Source organism: Micromonospora sp. NPDC005161 (genome assembly GCF_053599855.1).
Map to the genome: position 1 here is coordinate 21,746 of NZ_JBSFYQ010000036.1, position 19,349 is coordinate 41,094.

At 71.5% G+C, this 19,349-nt stretch carries 17 protein-coding genes, 1 pseudogene and 1 riboswitch; of the genes and pseudogenes, 6 read left to right on the plus strand and 12 right to left on the minus strand.

From position 1 onward, the window contains the following. Nucleotides 1-172: 172 nt before the first annotated feature. Nucleotides 173-2,101, plus strand: a complete 1,929-nt coding sequence (htpG, locus tag ACWD5O_RS27830; RefSeq protein WP_450087078.1) for a molecular chaperone HtpG — start codon at nucleotides 173-175, stop codon at nucleotides 2,099-2,101. Between the two features lie 265 nt (nucleotides 2,102-2,366). On the opposite strand, the gene ACWD5O_RS27835 is transcribed toward htpG, so the two are convergent. Beyond that, nucleotides 2,367-2,510, minus strand: coding sequence for a hypothetical protein (locus ACWD5O_RS27835; RefSeq protein WP_450087079.1), 144 nt, complete (start codon nucleotides 2,508-2,510; stop codon nucleotides 2,367-2,369). 418 nt (nucleotides 2,511-2,928) lie between these two features. Between ACWD5O_RS27835 and ACWD5O_RS27840 the strand changes: the two genes are divergently transcribed. Together ACWD5O_RS27840 and ACWD5O_RS27845 are read left to right on the plus strand one after the other, a co-directional pair. Next, nucleotides 2,929-4,095, plus strand: coding sequence for a hypothetical protein (locus ACWD5O_RS27840; protein WP_450087080.1), 1,167 nt, complete (start codon nucleotides 2,929-2,931; stop codon nucleotides 4,093-4,095). Between the two features lie 381 nt (nucleotides 4,096-4,476). After that, a riboswitch (cyclic di-AMP (ydaO/yuaA leader) is annotated at nucleotides 4,477-4,648 on the plus strand. Between the two features lies 1 nt (nucleotide 4,649). Beyond that, the gene (locus ACWD5O_RS27845) at nucleotides 4,650-5,297 is read left to right on the plus strand and encodes a LysM peptidoglycan-binding domain-containing protein (RefSeq protein WP_450087081.1); all 648 of its coding nucleotides are present in this window, start codon (nucleotides 4,650-4,652) and stop codon (nucleotides 5,295-5,297) included. A gap of 69 nt (nucleotides 5,298-5,366) precedes the next feature. On the opposite strand, the gene ACWD5O_RS27850 is transcribed toward ACWD5O_RS27845, so the two are convergent. From ACWD5O_RS27850 to ACWD5O_RS27900, 11 genes are all read right to left on the minus strand, one after another. Continuing rightward, on the minus strand, nucleotides 5,367-5,714 hold the full coding sequence (locus ACWD5O_RS27850; protein WP_450087082.1) for a hypothetical protein: 348 nt from the start codon (nucleotides 5,712-5,714) through the stop codon (nucleotides 5,367-5,369). Nucleotides 5,715-5,821: 107 nt separating this feature from the next. Beyond that, nucleotides 5,822-7,009, minus strand: coding sequence for a DNA polymerase IV (gene dinB / locus ACWD5O_RS27855; RefSeq protein WP_450087083.1), 1,188 nt, complete (start codon nucleotides 7,007-7,009; stop codon nucleotides 5,822-5,824). A 45-nt stretch (nucleotides 7,010-7,054) separates the two neighbouring features. After that, complete coding sequence (locus tag ACWD5O_RS27860) at nucleotides 7,055-7,579, minus strand: GNAT family N-acetyltransferase (RefSeq protein ID WP_354966631.1); 525 nt, start codon at nucleotides 7,577-7,579, stop codon at nucleotides 7,055-7,057. Next, nucleotides 7,576-8,094, minus strand: coding sequence for a GNAT family N-acetyltransferase (locus ACWD5O_RS27865; protein ID WP_450087084.1), 519 nt, complete (start codon nucleotides 8,092-8,094; stop codon nucleotides 7,576-7,578). The genes ACWD5O_RS27860 and ACWD5O_RS27865 overlap by 4 nt, the downstream gene beginning before the upstream one ends. 57 nt (nucleotides 8,095-8,151) lie before the next feature. Continuing rightward, on the minus strand, nucleotides 8,152-9,717 hold the full coding sequence (locus tag ACWD5O_RS27870; RefSeq protein ID WP_450087085.1) for a glutamate synthase-related protein: 1,566 nt from the start codon (nucleotides 9,715-9,717) through the stop codon (nucleotides 8,152-8,154). A gap of 61 nt (nucleotides 9,718-9,778) precedes the next feature. Beyond that, entirely contained in the window at nucleotides 9,779-10,192 is a 414-nt protein-coding gene (locus ACWD5O_RS27875) for a VOC family protein (protein ID WP_450087086.1), read from the minus strand. A 17-nt stretch (nucleotides 10,193-10,209) separates the two neighbouring features. Beyond that, on the minus strand, nucleotides 10,210-11,616 hold the full coding sequence (locus ACWD5O_RS27880; protein WP_450087087.1) for an RNA-guided endonuclease TnpB family protein: 1,407 nt from the start codon (nucleotides 11,614-11,616) through the stop codon (nucleotides 10,210-10,212). Nucleotides 11,617-11,845: 229 nt separating this feature from the next. Then, nucleotides 11,846-12,976, minus strand: a complete 1,131-nt coding sequence (locus ACWD5O_RS27885; protein ID WP_450087088.1) for a peptidoglycan recognition protein family protein — start codon at nucleotides 12,974-12,976, stop codon at nucleotides 11,846-11,848. 155 nt (nucleotides 12,977-13,131) lie between these two features. Beyond that, nucleotides 13,132-13,749, minus strand: coding sequence for a response regulator (locus tag ACWD5O_RS27890; RefSeq protein WP_450087116.1), 618 nt, complete (start codon nucleotides 13,747-13,749; stop codon nucleotides 13,132-13,134). Between the two features lie 53 nt (nucleotides 13,750-13,802). Continuing rightward, complete coding sequence (locus tag ACWD5O_RS27895) at nucleotides 13,803-14,924, minus strand: sensor histidine kinase (protein WP_450087089.1); 1,122 nt, start codon at nucleotides 14,922-14,924, stop codon at nucleotides 13,803-13,805. Nucleotides 14,925-15,007: 83 nt separating this feature from the next. Further along, nucleotides 15,008-15,601: a hypothetical protein gene (locus ACWD5O_RS27900; protein ID WP_450087090.1), complete on the minus strand. Its 594-nt coding sequence runs from the start codon at nucleotides 15,599-15,601 to the stop codon at nucleotides 15,008-15,010. Between the two features lie 291 nt (nucleotides 15,602-15,892). Here ACWD5O_RS27900 and ACWD5O_RS27905 point away from each other — a divergent pair. The 3 genes and pseudogenes from ACWD5O_RS27905 to ACWD5O_RS27915 all read left to right on the plus strand — a co-directional run bounded on the left by ACWD5O_RS27905 (nucleotide 15,893) and on the right by ACWD5O_RS27915 (nucleotide 19,291). Continuing rightward, nucleotides 15,893-16,806 (plus strand): annotated as a pseudogene (locus tag ACWD5O_RS27905) (SPFH domain-containing protein). A gap of 45 nt (nucleotides 16,807-16,851) precedes the next feature. Continuing rightward, on the plus strand, nucleotides 16,852-17,787 hold the full coding sequence (locus ACWD5O_RS27910) for a membrane protein (protein ID WP_450087091.1): 936 nt from the start codon (nucleotides 16,852-16,854) through the stop codon (nucleotides 17,785-17,787). Between the two features lie 208 nt (nucleotides 17,788-17,995). After that, entirely contained in the window at nucleotides 17,996-19,291 is a 1,296-nt protein-coding gene (locus ACWD5O_RS27915; RefSeq protein ID WP_450087092.1) for an MFS transporter, read from the plus strand. The last annotated feature ends 58 nt before the right edge of the window (nucleotides 19,292-19,349 follow it).

The following is a 19,349-nucleotide window of genomic DNA, read 5'->3' on the forward strand; positions in this document are numbered from 1 at the left end:
GTCAGGCTCGTGCGGCCTCTTGCTCACCGAGACGTTATCGGGCTGACTTACGTTAGGCAAAGTCAGCTATCTCATGAAGCCGCATCGCCGGATCGGGAATACGACCCGGACGCGGGCACGACCCAGCCGGTGAAGGCTCGTATCCTGTCCGCGAACCTCCGCACGAGCCGACATGGGAGACGGTGTGAGCAACCAGGCCGAGACGTTGGAGTTCCAGGCCGAGGCGCGTCAGCTCCTCCAGTTGGTCGTCCACTCGATCTATTCGAACAAGGACGTCTTCCTGCGGGAACTCATCTCGAACGCGTCCGACGCGCTGGACAAGCTGCGGCTGGCGACACTTGTCGACAAGGACCTCGTCGCCGACACCGACGACCTGCACGTCGCCATCGAGGTCGACCGGGACGCCCGCACCCTGACCGTGCGGGACAACGGCATCGGAATGACCCGCGACGAGGTCGTCGGGCTGATCGGCACGATCGCCAAGTCGGGCACCGCCGAGCTGCTGCGCCAGCTGCGCGAGTCCGCCGACGCCCGCGCCTCGCAGGACCTGATCGGCCAGTTCGGCGTCGGCTTCTACGCCACGTTCATGGTCGCCGACCGGGTCACCCTGCTGACCCGAAAGGCCGGCGAGGCCGGCGGCACCCGCTGGGAGTCCGCCGGCGAGGGCACGTACTCGATCGAGACCGTCGACGAGGCGCCACAGGGCACCACGGTGACCCTGCACCTCAAGCCGGCCGACACCGAGGACAACCTGCACGACTACACCGCCCAGTGGACCATCCGGGAGATCATCAAGCGATACTCCGACTTCATCGCCTGGCCGATCCGGATGCTCGTCGAGCGCCCGGGCGTCGACGGCGAGGCACCCACCAGCGAGGTGCAGACGCTCAACTCGATGAAGGCGCTCTGGGCGCGGCCCCGCGACGAGGTCGACGCCACCGAGTACCACGAGTTCTACAAGCACGTCAGCCACGACTGGGCCGACCCGCTCGAGGTCGTGCACATGAAGGGCGAGGGCACCTTCGAGTACGAGGCGCTGCTGTTCCTGCCCAGCCACGCCCCGCTGGACATGTTCGCCCCACAGGGCCGCCGCGGCGTCCAGCTCTACGTCAAGCGTGTGTTCATCATGGACGACTGCGAGGCGCTGATCCCCACCTACCTGCGCTTCGTCAAGGGCGTGGTCGACGCGCACGACCTGTCGCTGAACATCTCCCGGGAGATCCTCCAGCAGGACCGGCAGATCCAGATCGTTCGCCGTCGGCTGGTCCGTAAGGTCCTCGCCACGGTCCGGGACCTCAAGGCCAACCACCCCGAGCGCTACCGCACGTTCTGGACCGAGTTCGGCGCGGTGGTCAAGGAAGGGTTGATCGACGACACCGACAACCGCGACACCCTGCTGGAGATCCTGTCGGTGGCCTCCACCCACGACCCGGCCGAGCCCACCGACCTGGCCGGCTACGTGGCACGGATGAAGGACGGCCAGAGCGACATCTGGTGCGCCACCGGCGACTCCCGAGCCACCATCGAGAACTCCCCGCACCTGGAGGCGTTCCAGGCCAAGGGCCACGAGGTGCTGCTGCTCACCGACCCGGTCGACGAGGTGTGGGTCGAGCGGGTCGGCGAGTACGACGGCCGTCCGCTGCGGTCGATCGCCAAGGGTGAGGTCGACCTGGACACCGACGAGGAGAAGCAGCAGGCCGAGGCCGAGCGCGAGCAGCAGCGACAGGAGTTCGCCGGGCTGCTCGACTGGCTCGGCACCACCCTTGCGGACAGCGTCCGGGAGGTCCGCCTGTCGTCGCGGCTGACCACCTCACCGGCCTGCGTCGTCGGCGACGCGCACGATCTCACCCCGACCCTGGAGAAGATGTACCGGGCGATGGGGCACGAGGTCCCGTCGACGAAGCGGATCCTGGAGATCAATCCCGGGCACCCGCTCGTTGCCGGGCTGCGCAAGGCCCACGAGCAGAGCGGGAGCTCCGAGGCGCTGACCGAGACGGCCGAGCTGCTGTACGGGCTGGCGGTGCTCGCCGAGGGTGGCGAGCTGGCCGACCCGGCCCGATTCACCCGGGCCCTCGCTGACCGGCTGGCCCGCACCCTGTAGCCGGAGGGGGACTGATCCTTTCGTCGGATGGGGCGGCATCGCTTTCTGGATCATGCAGCGTCTGCAGGTAGCCACAAGCTTCACTACTCCGATGGCCGCGCCGAGCCCACCCGACGCCGCTGATCCAGATCACGGCGCTGCCCGAGGAGCAGACGGACAACGTCTACGACGCGTCGAGGTCGGCGGAGTACGCGCATCCGGCGGTGGCCGGGTCGGCAACTGACGCGGCCATGGCATTCATCCAACGCTCCGTTCGCGTGCGGCGTCAGTGACGCTTGGGCGGCGCGACGGAGTGGGTGGCGATCTGGCGGCCCCGTGTGTCGTAGGCGACCGCCTTGGTGCTGGTGGTGCCGATGGCGACGCCGACCACCACGCCCCGGGATCCGCCCGAGCCGGCCACGACGCTCACCCCCTCGCACCGGACCGGCGGGCCGCCACCCGGCTGCGGGTGACGTTACCGAGGCAGCCGGCACCCCGTACGGCGATTACAGGCCTCGGCCGTTACGGAAGGGCTGGGAAAAGTGCGGCGATAGTCGTTGGGATTCGCAAATAGCGCTGACCTCCTCGATTGTGTTACATCGTGGAATCCGGGCAGCGCTATTTCATGCTGCGCGTATTCGCGCTAACGGGACAGATTGGCCAGTTTGGAGCGCTCCGCACCCGGCAGGGCTCCCGGAAAATTGCGACGGCAATATGCTCCCCGACGGGCCCCTTCCACTGTCAATAGACATAAGCAAATATCTCTTCCTCCATTCCGATCGACGTGCGAAGCGGGGTTCAGGAATGGGCTGCCGCAGGAGTGCGGATGCGCCACTATTGGGGGACACATGGCCGTCGTCGTAGTGCTAGATATCGATGAAACTCTGCGCGAGCAGCACAGCCTGACGATCGAAGTCCGCTCGGACGACGCCGGTGTGCCCGTCGCGGTGGCCGCGCTCCGGCAGGCTCTGCTCCGACTCGAAGCGACGGGAGCCGGCGGGGAGCGGGTGGGCCCGGCCGTCGTCTCGTCACCGATCGCCTTGCCCGGCGCGCAGCTCCTCGTGATCGACTTCGGCCCGATCCCCGCCGAGCATGTCCTCGCCATACCGGAGCTGCTGGCCCGGCAACTGCGCGATGCCGGTGTGCGCGACGCTCTGGTCTCGGTGGCCCGGCGCGGCCCGAGCCACGACATCGAGGAGTTCGGCGTGTCCGCCCGGGCCTACCTGCGCGGGCCACTCGGCGCGCCGTTCGGCGACGCCCCGTGCCAACTGCCCCCGCCCCTGCTGAACGTGGCGCTCGACTGGTTGCACGCCGAGCGCGGACCCGCGGACGAGCTGAGCGCGGTCGTGCTCGGCGTGCGGGTTCCGCTCACCGCCGAGGCGGCCGGCTCAGCCACCGCCACCGTACTGTCTACTCTGCCCACAGCCATCACGGTGACCCTGCTCGCCGGCGACCTCACCAACCGGCTGGTGGCCGCGACCGTCGGCGGCTACCACGACGTGCTACCGGCAGCGGCGCTCTCCGTCGCGCAGCCGCGCGCCGACCCTGCCGACGCTGGCGACCTGGCCGGGCCGATGCACCGGTTGCGCGACAAGCTGCACGCGCACAGCGGATTGCTGGCCTGGGCCGGAGTGGACGCCGAGCCGGACAGCCGTCGGGTGAGCACGCCACAGTGGTCGCAGCGGCTCCCGAGCGACGGAAAGCCGGTGACCCGGCGGCCCGGGGTGGAGATGCTCGCCGACGCGCTCATCCCCGACGCCATGTGGTACCAGATCCTCTCCGCCGGGCACCTCGACCGGCTCGGCGGCCTGCCACCCGGGGCGACGCCGCTGCCCGGCCATCGGGCCGAGTTGACTGTCGGGGACGCCGAGCAGTGGCTGCCGGGCCACCCCGACGCCCTCGCGGTTCTCGCCCGGGGCCGCGAGCTGCTCGCCGGCTGCCTGGTCGACGAGGCGCAGGCGTGTCAGATGACGGCCGCCCGGATTCGCCGTGCCACGCCGCCCGGCGGCCGTTGACCGCACCGGGCGGGACAGTCGGCGTACCAGGGGATGCGGCGAGCGGTGCGAAGTCGCCTGGTCGCCGCGACCACCCACCGCTCGTCTGGGCACGAACCGTCGGGACCAGCCGGATCGTCTACAGCGCCCTCGGTCACGACGTCCGGTCGTACGAGTCGCCGGGACACGTCGAACTGCTCGCCGGATCGTGGCCTGGCTCCAGCACGAGACCTGAAACGCCGGCCTGATCGGAAACGGTCCATGGTGGTCACTGCACACACTTCGATCGCCCGCAACCGCTGCGCGACTCGCCCCGCGCGGCCCGGTGAAGAAGTTCACAGGGGGTGGGCGACCGTCACCGACCGTGCCTAACGTCGGTCGGGTTCGCCAATGCGGACACCGCGACCGGCAACGCCAAATCCTGCCCCCGGTCGTCGGAACCCAGTCACCCGGGCAGGAGCGGGGGACCCAACGTTCCTCGGTGCACGTCACCTCGGGGTGAAGCCGCCACCGCGCGGCCGGGCTCCTCGGCCCGAACCCGACAGCTCACCTCGCCGGCGTGGAGGAAGCCTCACATGTCATCTGCACACACGCCCCGTCATCGACGGGTCACCACCCGCCGCGTCGCCGTCGGCACCCTGGCCGTCGGCGCTGTCACCGGCGCCGTCGCCCTCTTCGGCCCGGCCGCCCCGGCGCAGGCCGGGGTCAACTGGGACGCGATCGCCCAGTGCGAGTCCAGCGGCAACTGGCACATCAACACCGGCAACGGCTACTACGGCGGGTTGCAGTTCTCGCAGAGCACCTGGGCCGGCTACGGCGGCAAGAAGTACGCCGCCCGCGCCGACCTGGCCAGCCGCGGCGAGCAGATCGCGATCGCCGAGAAGGTGCTCGACGGGCAGGGCATCGGCGCCTGGCCGACCTGCGGCAAGAAGGGCGGCTCGTCGGGCGGCTCCGCCGCGAAGTCCGCGACGAGGAAGTCCGAGTCGACGTCCAAGCCCCGGGAGCGGTCGTCGCGCGGCGAGCAGCCGGCGACCCGCAACCACGAGCGCACCGCGCCTTCCACGGACGGCAGGACGTACCTGGTCAAGCCGGGCGACACCCTGTCCGAGATCGCCCAGGCCCATCAGGTGGCCGGCGGCTGGCAGGCCCTGTACGAGCGCAACCGTCATGTGGTCGGCGGCGACCCCGGTCTGATCTTCCCGGGTCAGCGGCTCGCCCTCTGACACACGACGCGCGGGCGCTCGACCGGACTCCGGCCGGGCGCCCGCGGGCGTGTCGAGAAGGGGTGGGCGTCAGGCGGCCGACACGGCGGCTTCGGGACGCGCCGACCAGGCCCGGCGCGCGGTCGGAACGCCCTCAGCGGGCCGGTCAGCGGATGCGGTTGTTTCCTCGCCCCGCGTCGGAGCGACTGTGGACGGTGTGCCGGCCGCACCACGGGCCAGCCGGAGCGACTGTTCAGCGGAGCTGCGGGCCGCGCACGGCCACGGCTGGCCGGCGCAGAGCAGGTTGCGGCAGGCGCCGTCCTCGTCCGGCTCATGTGCACTGAGCACGTCGATCGCGAGCTGCCAGAGCAGCGGGTCGGTCACGTCGCCGGGACGCTGCTCGCGCCGGCTCGGACGGTTGCTGGTGTCGTCGGACATGGTGGTCCCCCCTGGTCAGACTGATCTTCACTACGTGACCGCTGCGGCCGTCGCCAAACCCCTCGCCGCTGTGATGTTCGGCGCTTTCGCCCCGCCACCTGGTGCGGTCAGTCCGGCAGCAGCGGCATCTCGACGCCCGGATCACGGCCGAGCAGCACCGCGCGGGTGAGCGCCGCCGATCCGAACCGGTCGCGGACCGCGTCCACCGCGGCGTCCAGCTCGGCTCCCGGATCGTGGTGGAACGGCAGCTCCGGCTGGACCGGGTTGTCGTCCAGGTTGCCGACCGAGACGCCGATCAGCGTGACGCCCCGCCGGTCGATCTCGGGCAGGGCGGCCCCCAGCAGCGCCCGCGCGGCGGCGAGCAGCGGCGTGGTGTCCGCGGTCGCCTTGCGGACGGTGTGCGAGCGGGTGGCCCGGGTGTAGTCGCCGAAGCGCAGCCGCAGCATCACCGTGCGCCCGGACCGTCCGGCCGCCCGCATCCGCCGGGTGACCCGGTCGACCAGGCCGGCCAGGACGGCGTCCAGTTCCGCCGGCGCGTGTGGCGTACGGCTCAGCGCGTGCTGCGCGCCCATCGAGCCGCGTCGGCGGCCGACCAGCACGGCCCGGGGGTCGCGGTTGTGCGCCAGGGCGTGCAGGTGCCGGCCGGCGCCCGCGCCGAGTATTGACACCAGCGCCGCCTCGCCGAGCCGGGCCACCTCGCCGACGGTACGAATCCTCCGTTCCCGCAGCTTGGCCGCGGTGACCGGGCCGACGCCCCACAGCCGCTCCACCGGCAGCGGGTGCAGGAACGCCAGCTCCGCGTCGGGCGCGACGACCAGCAGGCCGTCCGGCTTCGCCACCCCGCTGGCCACCTTCGCCAGGAACTTCGTCCGGGCCACGCCCACGGTGATCGGCAGGTGGACCCGTTCGCGGACCTCCCGGCGCAGCCGCTCGGCGATGTCGGCCGGCGGCCCGACCAGCCGGCGCAGACCGCTCACGTCCAGGAACGCCTCGTCGATGGAGAGCCCCTCGACCAGTGGGGTGGTCTGTCGAAAGATCTCGAACACCGCCCGGCTGGCCGCCGTGTACGCCGACATCCGGGGCGGTACGACGATCGCGTCCGGGCAGAGCCGGCGCGCCTGCTGGCCGCCCATCGCGCTGCGTACGCCCCGCGCCTTCGCCTCGTAGCTGGCCGCCAGCACCACGCCGCCGCCGACGATCACCGGCCGCCCCCGCAGGCGCGGGTCGTCGCGCTGCTCGACCGACGCGTAGAAGGCGTCCAGGTCGGCGTGCAGGATGCTGGCCCCGGGCGACACGTACATATGTTCGCATGGCGTCCGCGATCACCACAGTGAGCTGCGCTAACAGGGCCGCCGGTCGCTGATTTCCCCGCCCGTTGGCAGCGTGTAGTGATGAAGTGACACGGCGCTGCCGTCCGGGGCGGTCCACTGCGCCGTGCTGGTGCCGGTGCACCGCCACCCGGTGCGCTCGTAGAGGGCGGTGGCCGCGGTGTCGCTGACAGCCACGTCGAGCAGCAGGTCCGTCCCGCGCTCGGCCGCCCACCGCCGGGCCCGGGTCAGCAGAGCAGCGCCCAGCCCGGTCCCGCGGGCGGTCGGCGACACGAAGAGGCGAGTCACCTCGGCGGTCGGCCGGGCGAGCGACCCGTCCGCCGGGTCGGGCAGCCGTTGCACCGCCACGTGCCCGACGATCGCCGAGTCGGCGTCGACGGCGACCCACGCGCGCGCCGGACGGGGCTCGCGTAGCCACTGGTGCGGGTCGGCGGGCCAGTTCAGCGGGTACCGGTCGGCCCCATGGACGAGGGCGAGCGCCGCCACGCATCCGTCGAGGTCGGTGGCGCGCCGCCGCCGGATCTGCGGTGCGGTCACAGCTCGTCGAACGGGCCGGCGTACCGGAACTCGCCCCGGATCGACCCCCGCCACGCGCTCAACGGGCGGGCCTGGAAGTACTGCGGGCCCCACGGCTGCGGCGGGGTGACGCCCAGCTCGACGGCCGGTCGAAACCCGAATCGCGGGTAGTAGTCGGGGTGGCCGAGCAGCACCACCAGCGGCTCGTCCCGGGCGTCGGCCGCGCCGAGCACCGCGTGCATCAGCGCCGAGCCGACCCCGCGCCGTTGCCGGTCGGGAAGCACGCCGAGCGGCCCCACGCCGAGGGCGACCGGCTGACCGGCCACCTGGGCGCGGGTGGCCACCACGTGCCCCACCACCTGCCCGTCCGGGTCGGTCGCCACCAGGGAGTACGCGGGCAGCCAGCCCTCGTCGGCGCGCAGCGCGTCGACCAGGGTCGCCTCGACCGGTACGCCACCGTCCGGCGCGGTGAAGGCGGCGGCGTGCACCGCGCGGATGGCGTCGACATCGGCGGGCGTCTCGCGTCTGATCAGCACCGCGCCACGATACGGGGCCCCCGGCGTCCGCCTCCAGGGGTTATCGGCGAGCGCCGGTCAGCCGACGGCGGTGGGGGAGGGCGTCGCGCTGCCGCCCTGCGGCGCCTCGGGTGCCATCAGCCGGACGATCTCCGCCCGGTCGGCCGGCGAGGGCCGGCCCCACTCCGGCCGGTAGCCGTACACCTCGTGCAGGGGAGTGGAGCCGGTGCGGCCGTCCAGGATCTCCACCGTGTCGGTGCCGATCAGGCCGGGGTGCTCCACGCCGCACGCCTCGGCAACCTTCACCAGGTCCCGGCGCAGCGTCCGCAGGTAGTTGGCCGCGCGCACCGACTTCAGCGTCGGGTCCAGCCCCCGGACCAGCCAGGCGTTCTGGGTCGCCACGCCGGTGGGACAGGTGTCGGTGTGGCACTTCTGCGCCTGGATGCAGCCGATCGACAGCATCGCCTCCCGACCCACGTTGACCAGGTCGCAGCCGAGCGCGAACGCCACGATGGCGTTGTCCGGCAGGCCGAGCTTGCCGCCGCCGACGAAGACCACCTGCTCGTGCAGGTCGTGCTCGGCGAAGACCTTGTACACCCGGGAGAAGCCCTGCTGGAACGGGAGCGACACCGAGTCCGTGAAGATCAGCGGCGCGGCGCCGGTGCCACCCTCGCCGCCGTCGATCGTCACGAAGTCGACGCCCCGGCCGGTGTCCCGCATCAGGGTGGCCAGCTCCTGCCAGAAGCCCAGGTCGCCGACCGCCGACTTGATGCCGACCGGCAGGCCCGTCTCGGCGGCCAGCAGCTCCACCCAGTCGAGCAGGCTGTCGCAGTCGGAGAACTCGGCGTGCCGGGAGGGGCTGACGCAGTCCTGACCGGCCGCAATGCCCCGGGTGGCGGCGATCTCGGCGGACACCTTCGCGCCGGGCAGCAGCCCGCCGAGGCTGGGCTTTGCGCCCTGGCTCAGCTTGATCTCCAGCGCTTTCACCGGCGCGCTGGCGACCAGATCCTTCAACCGGTCCAGGCTGAACCGGCCGTGCTCGTCCCGGCAGCCGAAATACGCCGTACCGAGCTGGAAGACCAGCTCACCACCGTGGCGGTGGTACGGCGACAGGCCACCCTCGCCGGTGTTCTGGAGGCAGCCGGCGAGCGCGGCACCCCGGTTCAGCGCCGCGACGGCGTTGCCGGAGAGCGAGCCGAAGCTCATCCCGGAGATGTTGACCACCGACTCCGGTCGGAACGCGCGGGCCCGCCCCCGGGCCGCGCCGAGCACCTTGGCGCAGGGCAGTCGCACGTCCTGCCCGGCGGCCGGCGTCGACGGCGGCACGGCCCGGCCGAAGGTACGGTGCTTGATGATCGGATAACCGGGGGTGTACTCGATGTCGTTGTCCGTGCCGAAGCCGAAGTAGTTGTTCTGCTGCTTCGCCGACGCGTACACCCAGCGGCGCTGGTCCCGGGTGAACGGCCGCTCCTCGTTGTTGCCGGCCACGATGTACTGCCGAAGCTCCGGCCCGACCGCCTCCAACAGGTATCGGGCGCGCCCGAGCACCGGGAAGTTGCGCAGCAGCGCGTGGTCGCGCTGGATCAGGTCCCGCGCGGCGAGCGCGGCGGCGACGGCGGGTACGGCTCGACGGGCCCATCTCATGCCCGGCACTCTTTCCGCCCGCGCCGTCGGCCAAACCGGCTGACCGGCGACGGTGCGCTGGTCAGGCCTGGGGCTGGGTGATGTTGACCATCCAGTGGATGCCGTACGGGTCGACGCACTGGCCGTACTCGTCGCCCCACATCTGCTTCTCCAGCGGGATGGTCACCGACCCGCTCGAGGAGAGCTGCGCCCAGTAGCCGCGCAGTTCGTCGGCGTCGTCGCCGCTGAGGCTGATCGCGATGTTGGTGCCGGGCACATGGTTCATCCCGGGCGCGGTGTCCGACGCCATCAGGGTGAACCCGTTGGGGGACTCCAGCCGCGCGTGCATGATCTGGTCGGACAGGCCCGGCTCCGTGCTGCCGAACTCGCCGAAGGTGTTCATCGTCATCTCGCCGCCGAACACGCGGTGGTAGAACTCCATCGCCGCACGGGCGGTGCCGGGGAAATTGAGGTACGGGTTGAGTCGCGTCTGCACAGCACCCTGCTTCCTTGTTAGTGCTCGTTGCTGAGCACGTCGGATGGTTCGCTCTCCGCCCGGTGTACCGGGCTGGAGTCCGGGAGCGGCAGTCTGCTCCGGTGGCGATCGGCCCGTGCCTGCACGATCTGCCTCACCGCGCGATGCGGGGTGTGCAGGGTGATGTCGGGGTCACCATGTCGTCGCAGGACGTTGACCGCGGCGTTCACGTCGGCCTGCCACACCACCCCGCACAGGGTGCAGTGAAGCCGATCCCCGGTGCGGCGGCCAAAGCAGCCGCAGCGGTGACAGACTTGTGAGGTGTAGGCGGCGTTGACGTGCACGAGCGCAGAACCTCTGCGCTCCGACACATTCTTCAGCGCCTGCGCGGTGACCCCCTTGGTCCACGCGGCGAGACGCCGGTTGGTGTTCCTGCCGAGTTGCTTGCGCCCGGTGAACGTCTTGGTCAGGTCTTCGGCGACCACGACGGCGGCCTTGTCCACTACCTGATGCACGGCGGTGAAGATCTCCGTGCGTACCCGCCCGCGGTGGCGTGCGGCCTGCCGGTTTCGCTTGATCGTGCCGAGGTTGTTCGTGGTGATCCGGTCGGCCTTCGCCTGGTCGCCGCGCCGGGCGGCGGTGTTGGCGATCGAACGCAGTTTCGCCCGGCGGCGGTTGCGTTCCTTGATCCGATCAGACTCGGCGGTCAACAACTGACCGAGGCGATCGCCGTGGTGGTTGCCATCGGAATCGGTCAGCGCCTCGGTGTAACCCTTGTCCACCCCCAGCGTCGCCGTGCCACACGGACGCTGTGAGGGTTTCATGGTGGCGGCGTCGATTTGGTAGTGGATCTCCACGCGGTCGCCGCGCAGGATCAGCCGCAGCGTGCCCGTCGGAGCGACGGTGGTGTTCAGTGGGATGCGGACCATCTGGCGTCGCACGAGGCCGGGCACGGCCAGCCACAGCCGCCTATCGCTGTCGGGTCGGGTGTGGTGCTGGTCGGCGCGCACCACGATCTGGTTGTGGGTGTGGTTGTGCCCGCGCCGCCGGTGTGAGCGGATCTGCCGCGACAGGTACGGATCGTCGACCCACCGGTCGGCCTTGAGTAGGCTGAACAGCCGCTTCTGCTCTGCCTGATCGCTGGTGCGGCGCCGAATGGCTCGGCGCACCTGCGTCTTTGCCGACTCTCGGGTCGCGGCGATGTCGGCCATTGCGTCGCGAACGGTTTCCTTCCACGCGTTCGCCAACACCCCGAACCGGTGGTGGATGGCCTCCGACAACCATCGGTCGCGAACCTCCCGGTCGGTCAGCCCAGCCCCGCCCGCCGACCCGTAGCGTTGCCACACCTCGCAGCGCACTTGGCCCAACCGCCGCGCCTGCTCGACCAGCGCGCAGTACTTCCCCGCATTCAGCCGATGCGAGTAGGCGATCCGGGTCGCCTTCACAACGACGCCTCGGCCAAGTCCGCCGCCTTGAGCTGCTCTTGATAGCGACGCAGACCGTGCAGGCGGCCTAAGAAGGTGTGCACGATAGATTCACGGCTCCTTGGTCCTGGTCGCCGTCATCGTCGCAGACCGGTGGAGGGCGAACAACGAGGCGCGCCGCGTTTCCGCTGGTGCCGGGCCCGGCGGCGGCACGGGTTCGCGCCCGCGCCGCCGCCGGTGCCCCAGAGGATCAGCGGTGCCGGAACGACTGGCGGACATTTCCGCCGACGATCGTGCACCACGTGCTCGTGCTGAGCTTGCCGTTGCGCGGCAGCCCGTGCAGCGCCTGCAGGTCCTTCACGGCGTCCCGGGTCGCGTGGTCGTACGCGCCGGTGACGGTGACGGCGTACCCCTTGGTGAAGAGCATCTCCTGCACCGCGGTCACCGGCAGGCCGCTGGCGTGCTGGTCCAGTTCGGGCGCGAGGGTCTCCCAGGTCGGCGTGGTGAGCGTGGCGTCCACGTCCACCGGGATGCCGTTGCGGGCCTGCCAGTCCTGCACGGCGGTCACGGTCGCGGCATCGAAGGTGCCGCTGACGGTCACCGGGTAGCCGCGGAAGGCGAGCAGGTACTGCACCACCCGGACCGACGGGGAGTTGACGAAGCGCCACAGGTCGGGCCAGCGGCGCGCCGGAACGTCGGCCAGATCGGTGCCGAGGGCGGCGAACACCCGCCGGCGCAGCTCCGGGAACTCGCGGTAGAAGGCGGCGCCGGGGCACTGCGTGGTGCGGAAGTCCCAGTGGCCGAAGATGTCGTGCGCGTGCAGCCCGTACTGCCGGCAGACGGCGACGCAGAGCTTGACCAGCGAGTCGGTCAGCGCCTTCGGCGGCGTCTCGGTGACGTAGGTGCCCTCGTTCTCGATCCCGATGGCCCGGCCGTTCTCGCCCGGGCAGTGCGCCGAGATCATCTGCCGGTCGCCGGCTTCGAGGCGCTCCAGGCTGCCCCGCCGACCCTCCAGCACGTAGCCGCCCCGGCTCACAGTGAAGTGCTGGCCGGTGTCGGACCAGCCGTTGCCGTCCATGTGCAGGTCCTGGCAGTCGTGGGCCAGCTTGACCGCCTGCTCCTGGGAGTAGTCGGTGACGTTCGGGAACGCCATGTGGTGCACGATGATCTTGTTGGTGGCGATGGCGCTGACCGACAGCGGGTCCTTCGGCGGGCGAGCCGCCCACTCGTCGCAGCTGATGATCCAGTCCAGGTCGGCGCCGGGGGCGGCCTGCGCGGCGCCCGGGAAGGCGAGTTCGCTCCCGACCACGGCGACCGTGGCCGCGCCGAGACCGGCCCGCAGCAGCGTCCGGCGGTCCACTTCGGAAGGGTCGACGTGCATGTTGTCTCCTCCTGCGGCCGGCGGTGAATGAAAAGTAGCTCCAATGGCCGCACGTTCTCCGGAGGATATTGCCAAAACTCGCCCGCGCGCTAGAGGTTCACCACCCCACGTCATCGCTCGGACCAACCCACTCGTGATGCGCACACCGGTCCGGCTCAGTTCTCGCCGGCGGTGATCAGGCCGGTCTCATAGGCGCAGATCACCGCCTGGGCACGGTCGCGCAGGCCGAGCTTGGTCAGCACATTGCTGACGTGGGTCTTCACGGTGTGCTCGCTCACCACCAGGGTCTGGGCGATCGTCGCGTTGGACAGGCCTCGGCCCAGCAGGTGCAGGGTCTCCCGTTCGCGGGTGGTGAGCACGTTGAGGCAGGCGTCGGGCGCGTCGGCCAGCCGGGTCGCACCGGGCCGGTGGCGGGCGGTGATGTCGGCGATGATCTGCCGAGTCACCGAGGGGGCCAGCAGCGAATCGCCGGAGGCCACGACCCGGACGGCGTGGACGAGGTCGTCGCGGCGCACGTCCTTGAGCAGGAAGCCGCTGGCACCGGCATAGAGCGCTTCGTAGATGTAATCGTCCTGGTCGAATGTGGTCAGCATGATCACTCGGCTGCCGGTGTCCGCGCAGATGCGACGGGCGGCCTCGATACCGTCCATCGTCGGCATTCGGATGTCCAGGAGTGCCACATCCGGCCGGTACTCCTGAACGGCGGTCACGGCCGCCTCGCCGTCACCGGCTTCGGCGACGACGGTAATGTCCGGCTGGGCGTCAAGGATCATGGCGAACCCGCTGCGCACAAGCTCCTGGTCGTCCGCGATCACCACCCGAATCGTCACGCCGGGAACGGTAGCCGAACCCCGACGGTGAACCCACGTCCACCTGCGTCCGGCCCGATTCTCGCCGTACCGCCGCAGGCGGTCGCGCGTTCCCGGATGCCGATGAGGCCGTGTCCGCCGCCCGGGCCGCCGGTTCCGGCACCGTCGTCGGTCACGGTGATCGTGAGGGCTTCGGGCGACCAGCCGAGGTGTACGTCGACCCTGCTGGCCGCCGCGTGCTTGACGGCATTGGTCAGGGCCTCCTGCACGATGCGGTACGCGGCCAGCTCCACGTCGGCCGACACCGGGCGCGGCTCGCCGGTCACCCGCAGGCTGGCCACCGGGACACCGTCGATCAGTGGCGGCAGCTGGGCCAGGGTGGGCTGCGGGCCGCGGGGTCCGGCCTCCGAGCGCAGCAGGCCGAGCATGCCGCGCAGCTGCACCATGGCGTCGCGGCCGGCGGCGGTGATCGCGTCGAACGCGGCCTCGGCCCGGTGCGGGGCCGTGCGCACCGCAACCGGCCCGGCCTCGGCCTGCACGATCATGAGGCTCACCGCGTGGGACAGCACGTCGTGCATCTCCCGGGCGATTCGGGCCCGCTCGCGCGCGGCGGCCCGATCGGCCTCGAACTCGCGCTCGCGCTCGGCCCGAAGTGCCCGGTCCTCCAGGGCGGTCGCGCGCTCCTGGCGGGCGTGGCTGAGCCGACCCAGGACGTACGCGGTGAAGAAGACCAGGAACGTGTAGAAGTACTCGCTCACGCGGTTCGTGTTGAACGCCACTCCTGCCGCCACACCGGGGAAGGTCGCGGCGAGTGCGCCCCAGCGCTGCCGGCGACCGCCGATTGCGGCGACCGTGTAGAGCGCGACCAACCCGCCGTACGCGAGGGGCTGCCCTGGCGCGTCCACCGCCTTGCCCGCGATCGTGGCCAGCGCGACCACCACCAACACGGTGAACGGCACCCGTCTGCGCCAGATCAGCGGGATCGCCGTACCCGCGGTGAGCAGGTACGCCAGCAGCCCCGGTGTGCCACCCGGCCGGGGAAGCACGAACGGCAGTGACACCGCGACGAGGACGAACACGGTGATCGCCGCATCCACCACGTACGGATTAGTGGTGCGTACGAAGCGGGCGAGCGACATCGCGACAGTATGCATAACCCCTGCCCCTCCCCAGGTGCAACCGATCCCCCCGCGGCCGGGGGGATCGGCTCCGGACTCTCCGCTCAGGCGAGAGCGGGCACCGGGTTCGCCGGGGTGGCGGCGGTGGTGCCGCGGGCCAGCGGGAGGAAGGAGACCAGCAACAGGACCGCGCCCAGCGGAATCAGGTCCTTGTCGATGAACGGCGTAGCGAGGTCGGCCAGCACCAGGCCCGGCGTCCACAGCTTGACCCGGCGCTGCACGGCGAGCAGGACGACCAGCACGAGCTGGCCGAGGTAGAAGGCGTAGGGCCCGAAGTCGTAGGCCAGCTGCGAGACACCCGGCAGAGTGCGTACCTGGTGGACGATCATGCTCATGCCGTAGTTGTCGGTGGCCAGAAAGCCGGCTGCGATGTCGATCGAGAACTGGGTGATCAGCGCCAGCGCGCCGAGGGTGCCGGCCGTGGCGCTCACCGTCGCCAGGACCCGGCCACCAGCCATGCGACGCATCTGCCAGAACGCGGAGATGAACGCGATGAGCGCGCCGATGAATGCGAGGTGCCCGATGGTCCAGGCCGGGCCGGGACCACGAAAGCCGTCCAGGCCGTCGACGAGACGGATGATCCCGTAGCCCATGACCAGGACCGGCGCGGCGATGAAAGCAGGGCGGGGGAACTTCATTGTGGTGTCTCCTCGGGGTGTTTGCGCCGTGTGTTCGACGCGATCGAGCCTGCCGTTTCGCCGCCCCGATGGGATCGCTCCGCCGGGCGATCTTGCCCGCACCCGGCACCTCCCTCGCACGCATGAGCGCCTCCCCCGCGCGGGCGAGACGCAGCGCTCCGCGCGGCACGCGTTCGCGAGCACTTCACCCACGATCCCGCTCGCCGCGTGTTGCGATCGGGGCCGCATGGCGGGGAGCGGAACGGGTACCCGGCGCTCCGGGAGGTGGGCGCCTCCAGGGAGCGGGATGTCATGGGAGCCGCCGTCGTTGGCCTGGTCATCGTCGTCGTGGTCGTGCTGCTGGCGTTGGCACTCAGCCTCCGTCAGGTGCAGCAGTACCAACGCGGCATCGTGTTCCGGTTCGGTCGGGTGCTGGAACGGGTCCGTCAGCCGGGCCTGCAACTGATCGTCCCGATCGCCGACCGGATCGTGCGGGTCAGCCTGCAGACCACCGTGATCGGCGTACCGGCACAGGGCGCGATAACCCGGGACAACGTCACGCTCACCGTCGACGCGGTCGTCTACTACCGGGTGGTGGACCCGGTGAAGGCGCTGGTGAACGTGCACGACTATCCCTCGGCGGTGCTCCAGGTCGCGCAGACCGCGCTGCGTTCGGTGATCGGCCGGGCCGACCTGGACACCGTGCTGGGCGACCGGGAGCGGGTCAACGCCGAGCTGAAGTCCGTCATCGACGCGCCCACGGAGAAGCCGTGGGGGCTGCTCATCGAGCGGGTGGAGGTCAAGGACGTCTCGCTGCCCGAAGGGATGAAACGGTCGATGTCCCGGCAGGCCGAGGCGGAACGGGAACGCCGGGCCCGGGTGATCGCCGCGGACGGCGAGTTCCAGGCGTCGCGGCGCCTGGCCGACGCGTCCCGGGCGATGGAGGCCACACCCGGTGCGTACCAGCTACGCCTGTTGCAGACCGTGGTGGACGTGGCGGCCGAGAAGAACAGCACCCTGGTCATGCCGTTCCCGGTCGAGCTGCTGCGCTTCTTCGACCAGATGGCACCACACGCAGCGGGGCCGGGCCAGCCGGTGACACCCGCGACGCCGGATCTGGGGCCGGTGACGGAGGGGGTTGCCGCCGCCGCCGAGGAGGGCGACGACCACCCCGGGACGCCGCAGCGCTGAGCGGCCGGCGTTTCCGCGCGCGTCGGCGGGGGTAGGTCGGGGGCCGACCGTCCCGGCTGCCCCGCGTGGAGGAAAACCCGATGAGTGACAACGTCAGCGACGCGGTGGGCGACGCCCTCCGCTCGGTGATGCTCTTCCTGCCCAAGGCCGTCGCCTTCCTGGCGATCCTGGTGGCGGGATGGCTGATCGCCAAGGCCGTGCTGAAGATCGTCGAGAAGGTGCTGGAACGGGTGGGCTTCGACCGCGCCGTCGAGCGCGGCGGCGTCCGCCGGGCACTGAGCCGCTCCCGGTACGACGCCAGCGACATCGTGGCGAAGCTCGTCTACTACGCGGTGCTGCTGCTCACCCTTCAGCTCGCTTTCGGCATCTGGGGCCCGAACCCGATCTCCGACCTGATCGCCGCGGTGGTGTCCTGGTTGCCCCGCGCCTTCGTCGCGATCGTCATCGTCGTGGTCGCCGCCGCCATCGCCAACGCCGTCAAGGACATCATCAGTGGCGCGCTCGGCGGGTTGTCGTACGGTCGGGTGCTGGCCGGCATCGCCTCGGTGTCCATCCTCGGCCTCGGTGTCATCGCCGCGCTGAACCAGGTCGGCGTGGCCACCGCGGTCACCACTCCCGTGCTGATCGCCGTGCTGGCCACCGTCGGCGGCATCCTCGTCGTCGGGGTCGGTGGCGGCCTGATCCGTCCCATGCAGAGCCGCTGGGAGACGTGGCTGAGCCGCGCGGAGCAGGAGTCGCAGCTGATCGCCACGCACGCCTGCGCCTACCGGGCCGGCCGCCGGGACGCCGAGGCCGAACTGGCCCGGCAGGCGACCCCCAGCACCGACCCTGAGGCCACCCAGGTGGTCGCCCGCCCGGTCGACCCGGACGCCACCCAGGTGGTGCGTCCCGCAGCCGACCCGGAGGCCACCCAGGTGGTGAGCGCCGGCGCCGATCGCGTGGTGCCCGACCAGCGCGCCAGCGACGACAGCGAGGCGACCACGGTCATTCCGCCGGTCGACCCGAACCGTCGCTGAAGCGGTACCGGACGGCGGGGCGGGGTCCGCGAGGTCCCGCCCCGCCTCGCGTCGTCCGGCGTGCCGAAAGCGCTGGCCGGCGCCGCGAGGCGGGTCTAGCATCTCCGACATGACCTGGCGACATTGATCCAACGCTGTAGGCCGATCCCGTGGGCCACCACGGGCACCGCACGTCCGGTGTCCGTCTCCACTCCCACGGGAAGGCCTCATGACCCGCATCGCCGCACGCGTGCCCGACCCGCCGGTCCGCCGGCTGACGACCACCCTCTACGGGTACGCGTTCCTCAGCGACCTCGTCCTGCTCTACCCGGTGTACGCGCTGCTCTTCGCCGACACCGGGCTGTCGGTGGGGCAGATCTCCTCGCTCTTCGTCATCTGGTCGGCCGCCGGCATCCTGTTCGAGGTGCCCTCCGGCGCCTGGGCCGACACGGTGTCCCGCCGGCTGCTGCTGCGCCTCGCTCCGCTGGTCACCGCCGCCGCGTACGCCCTCTGGGTCCTGGTCCCGTCGTACCCGGCGTTCGCGGTCGGGTTCCTGCTCTGGGGCGCCGGTGGCGCGCTGGTCTCCGGCGCCCTGGAGGCGCTGGTCTGGACCGAACTGGACCGGCTCGGCGCGGTCGGCCGGTATCCCCGGGTGCTCGGTCGTGCCCGGACGGCGGGTGTGCTGGGCGTGCTGGTCTCCGGGGTGCTCGCCGGCCCGGTGCTCGCCGTCGGCGGCTACCCGGCGGTCGGTGTGGGCAGCGTGCTCGCCTGTCTGCTCGCCGCCGCCGTCGCCGGCCGCTTCCCGGAGCACCGCACACCACCGACCGCGCCCGCCGTGGCCGGGGAGGCCGACCCGGAATCGCCGTCGGGTGTGCACGACAGCGATCCGAGTTGGTGGGACACGCTGCGGGCGGGGGTGACACAGGTCCGTACGCATCCGCCGGTGCGGGCCGCCGTGCTGCTGGTCGCGGTGGTGGCCGCCGACTGGGGCGCCCTCGACGAGTACACCCCGTTGCTGGCCCTGGACACCGGCGTCGGGGCGCAGGTCGTGCCGCTGCTGCTCCTGCTGCTCTGGGCCGGGGTGACCACCGGCGGACTGCTCGCTCCGGCGGGGGAGCGGCTGGGCGCGCTCGGCTACGCCGCACTGCTGGTCGTCGTCGCCGGTGCGCTGGCCGGGGGAGCGCTCATCGCGCACCCGGCCGGGTTCGTGCTGCTCGCGGTGGCGTTCGGGGCCGCGCAACTGGCCACCGTGTTGGCCGACGCGCGGCTCCAGGCGCGGATCACCGGGAACAGCCGCGCCACCGTCACCTCGCTGGCCGGGATGGCCACCGACGTGCTGGTCATCGTGACCTACGTCGGCTATGGCCTCGTCGCCACGGCGGCGGGCAACGCGGTGGCGTTCGCGGTGGCGGCCGGGCCGTACCTCATCGTGGCGCTGGTGCTGGTGGCCCACCGCCGGCGTCGCGCGGCCAGCGTGGGCGCGCGCGGCGGCGTCGCGGCGGTCGGCGCACCCGGCCCGGAGTGACCGGGGCGACGTGCGGCACGAGCCCGGCGGCGGTCGCGCCGATCGCCGTCGGACCCGG

Coding starts and splice junctions, on each gene's coding strand:
- htpG (WP_450087078.1), top strand. CDS start 173: ATGGGAGACGGTGTGAGCAACCAGGCCGAGACGTTGGAGTTCCAGGCC.
- ACWD5O_RS27840 (WP_450087080.1), top strand. CDS start 2,929: ATGGCCGTCGTCGTAGTGCTAGATATCGATGAAACTCTGCGCGAGCAG.
- ACWD5O_RS27845 (WP_450087081.1), top strand. CDS start 4,650: ATGTCATCTGCACACACGCCCCGTCATCGACGGGTCACCACCCGCCGC.
- ACWD5O_RS27850 (WP_450087082.1), bottom strand. CDS start 5,714: ATGTCCGACGACACCAGCAACCGTCCGAGCCGGCGCGAGCAGCGTCCC.
- ACWD5O_RS27870 (WP_450087085.1), bottom strand. CDS start 9,717: ATGAGATGGGCCCGTCGAGCCGTACCCGCCGTCGCCGCCGCGCTCGCC.
- ACWD5O_RS27885 (WP_450087088.1), bottom strand. CDS start 12,976: ATGCACGTCGACCCTTCCGAAGTGGACCGCCGGACGCTGCTGCGGGCC.
- ACWD5O_RS27890 (WP_450087116.1), bottom strand. CDS start 13,749: ATGATCCTTGACGCCCAGCCGGACATTACCGTCGTCGCCGAAGCCGGT.
- ACWD5O_RS27895 (WP_450087089.1), bottom strand. CDS start 14,924: ATGTCGCTCGCCCGCTTCGTACGCACCACTAATCCGTACGTGGTGGAT.
- ACWD5O_RS27900 (WP_450087090.1), bottom strand. CDS start 15,601: ATGAAGTTCCCCCGCCCTGCTTTCATCGCCGCGCCGGTCCTGGTCATG.
- ACWD5O_RS27910 (WP_450087091.1), top strand. CDS start 16,852: ATGAGTGACAACGTCAGCGACGCGGTGGGCGACGCCCTCCGCTCGGTG.
- ACWD5O_RS27915 (WP_450087092.1), top strand. CDS start 17,996: ATGACCCGCATCGCCGCACGCGTGCCCGACCCGCCGGTCCGCCGGCTG.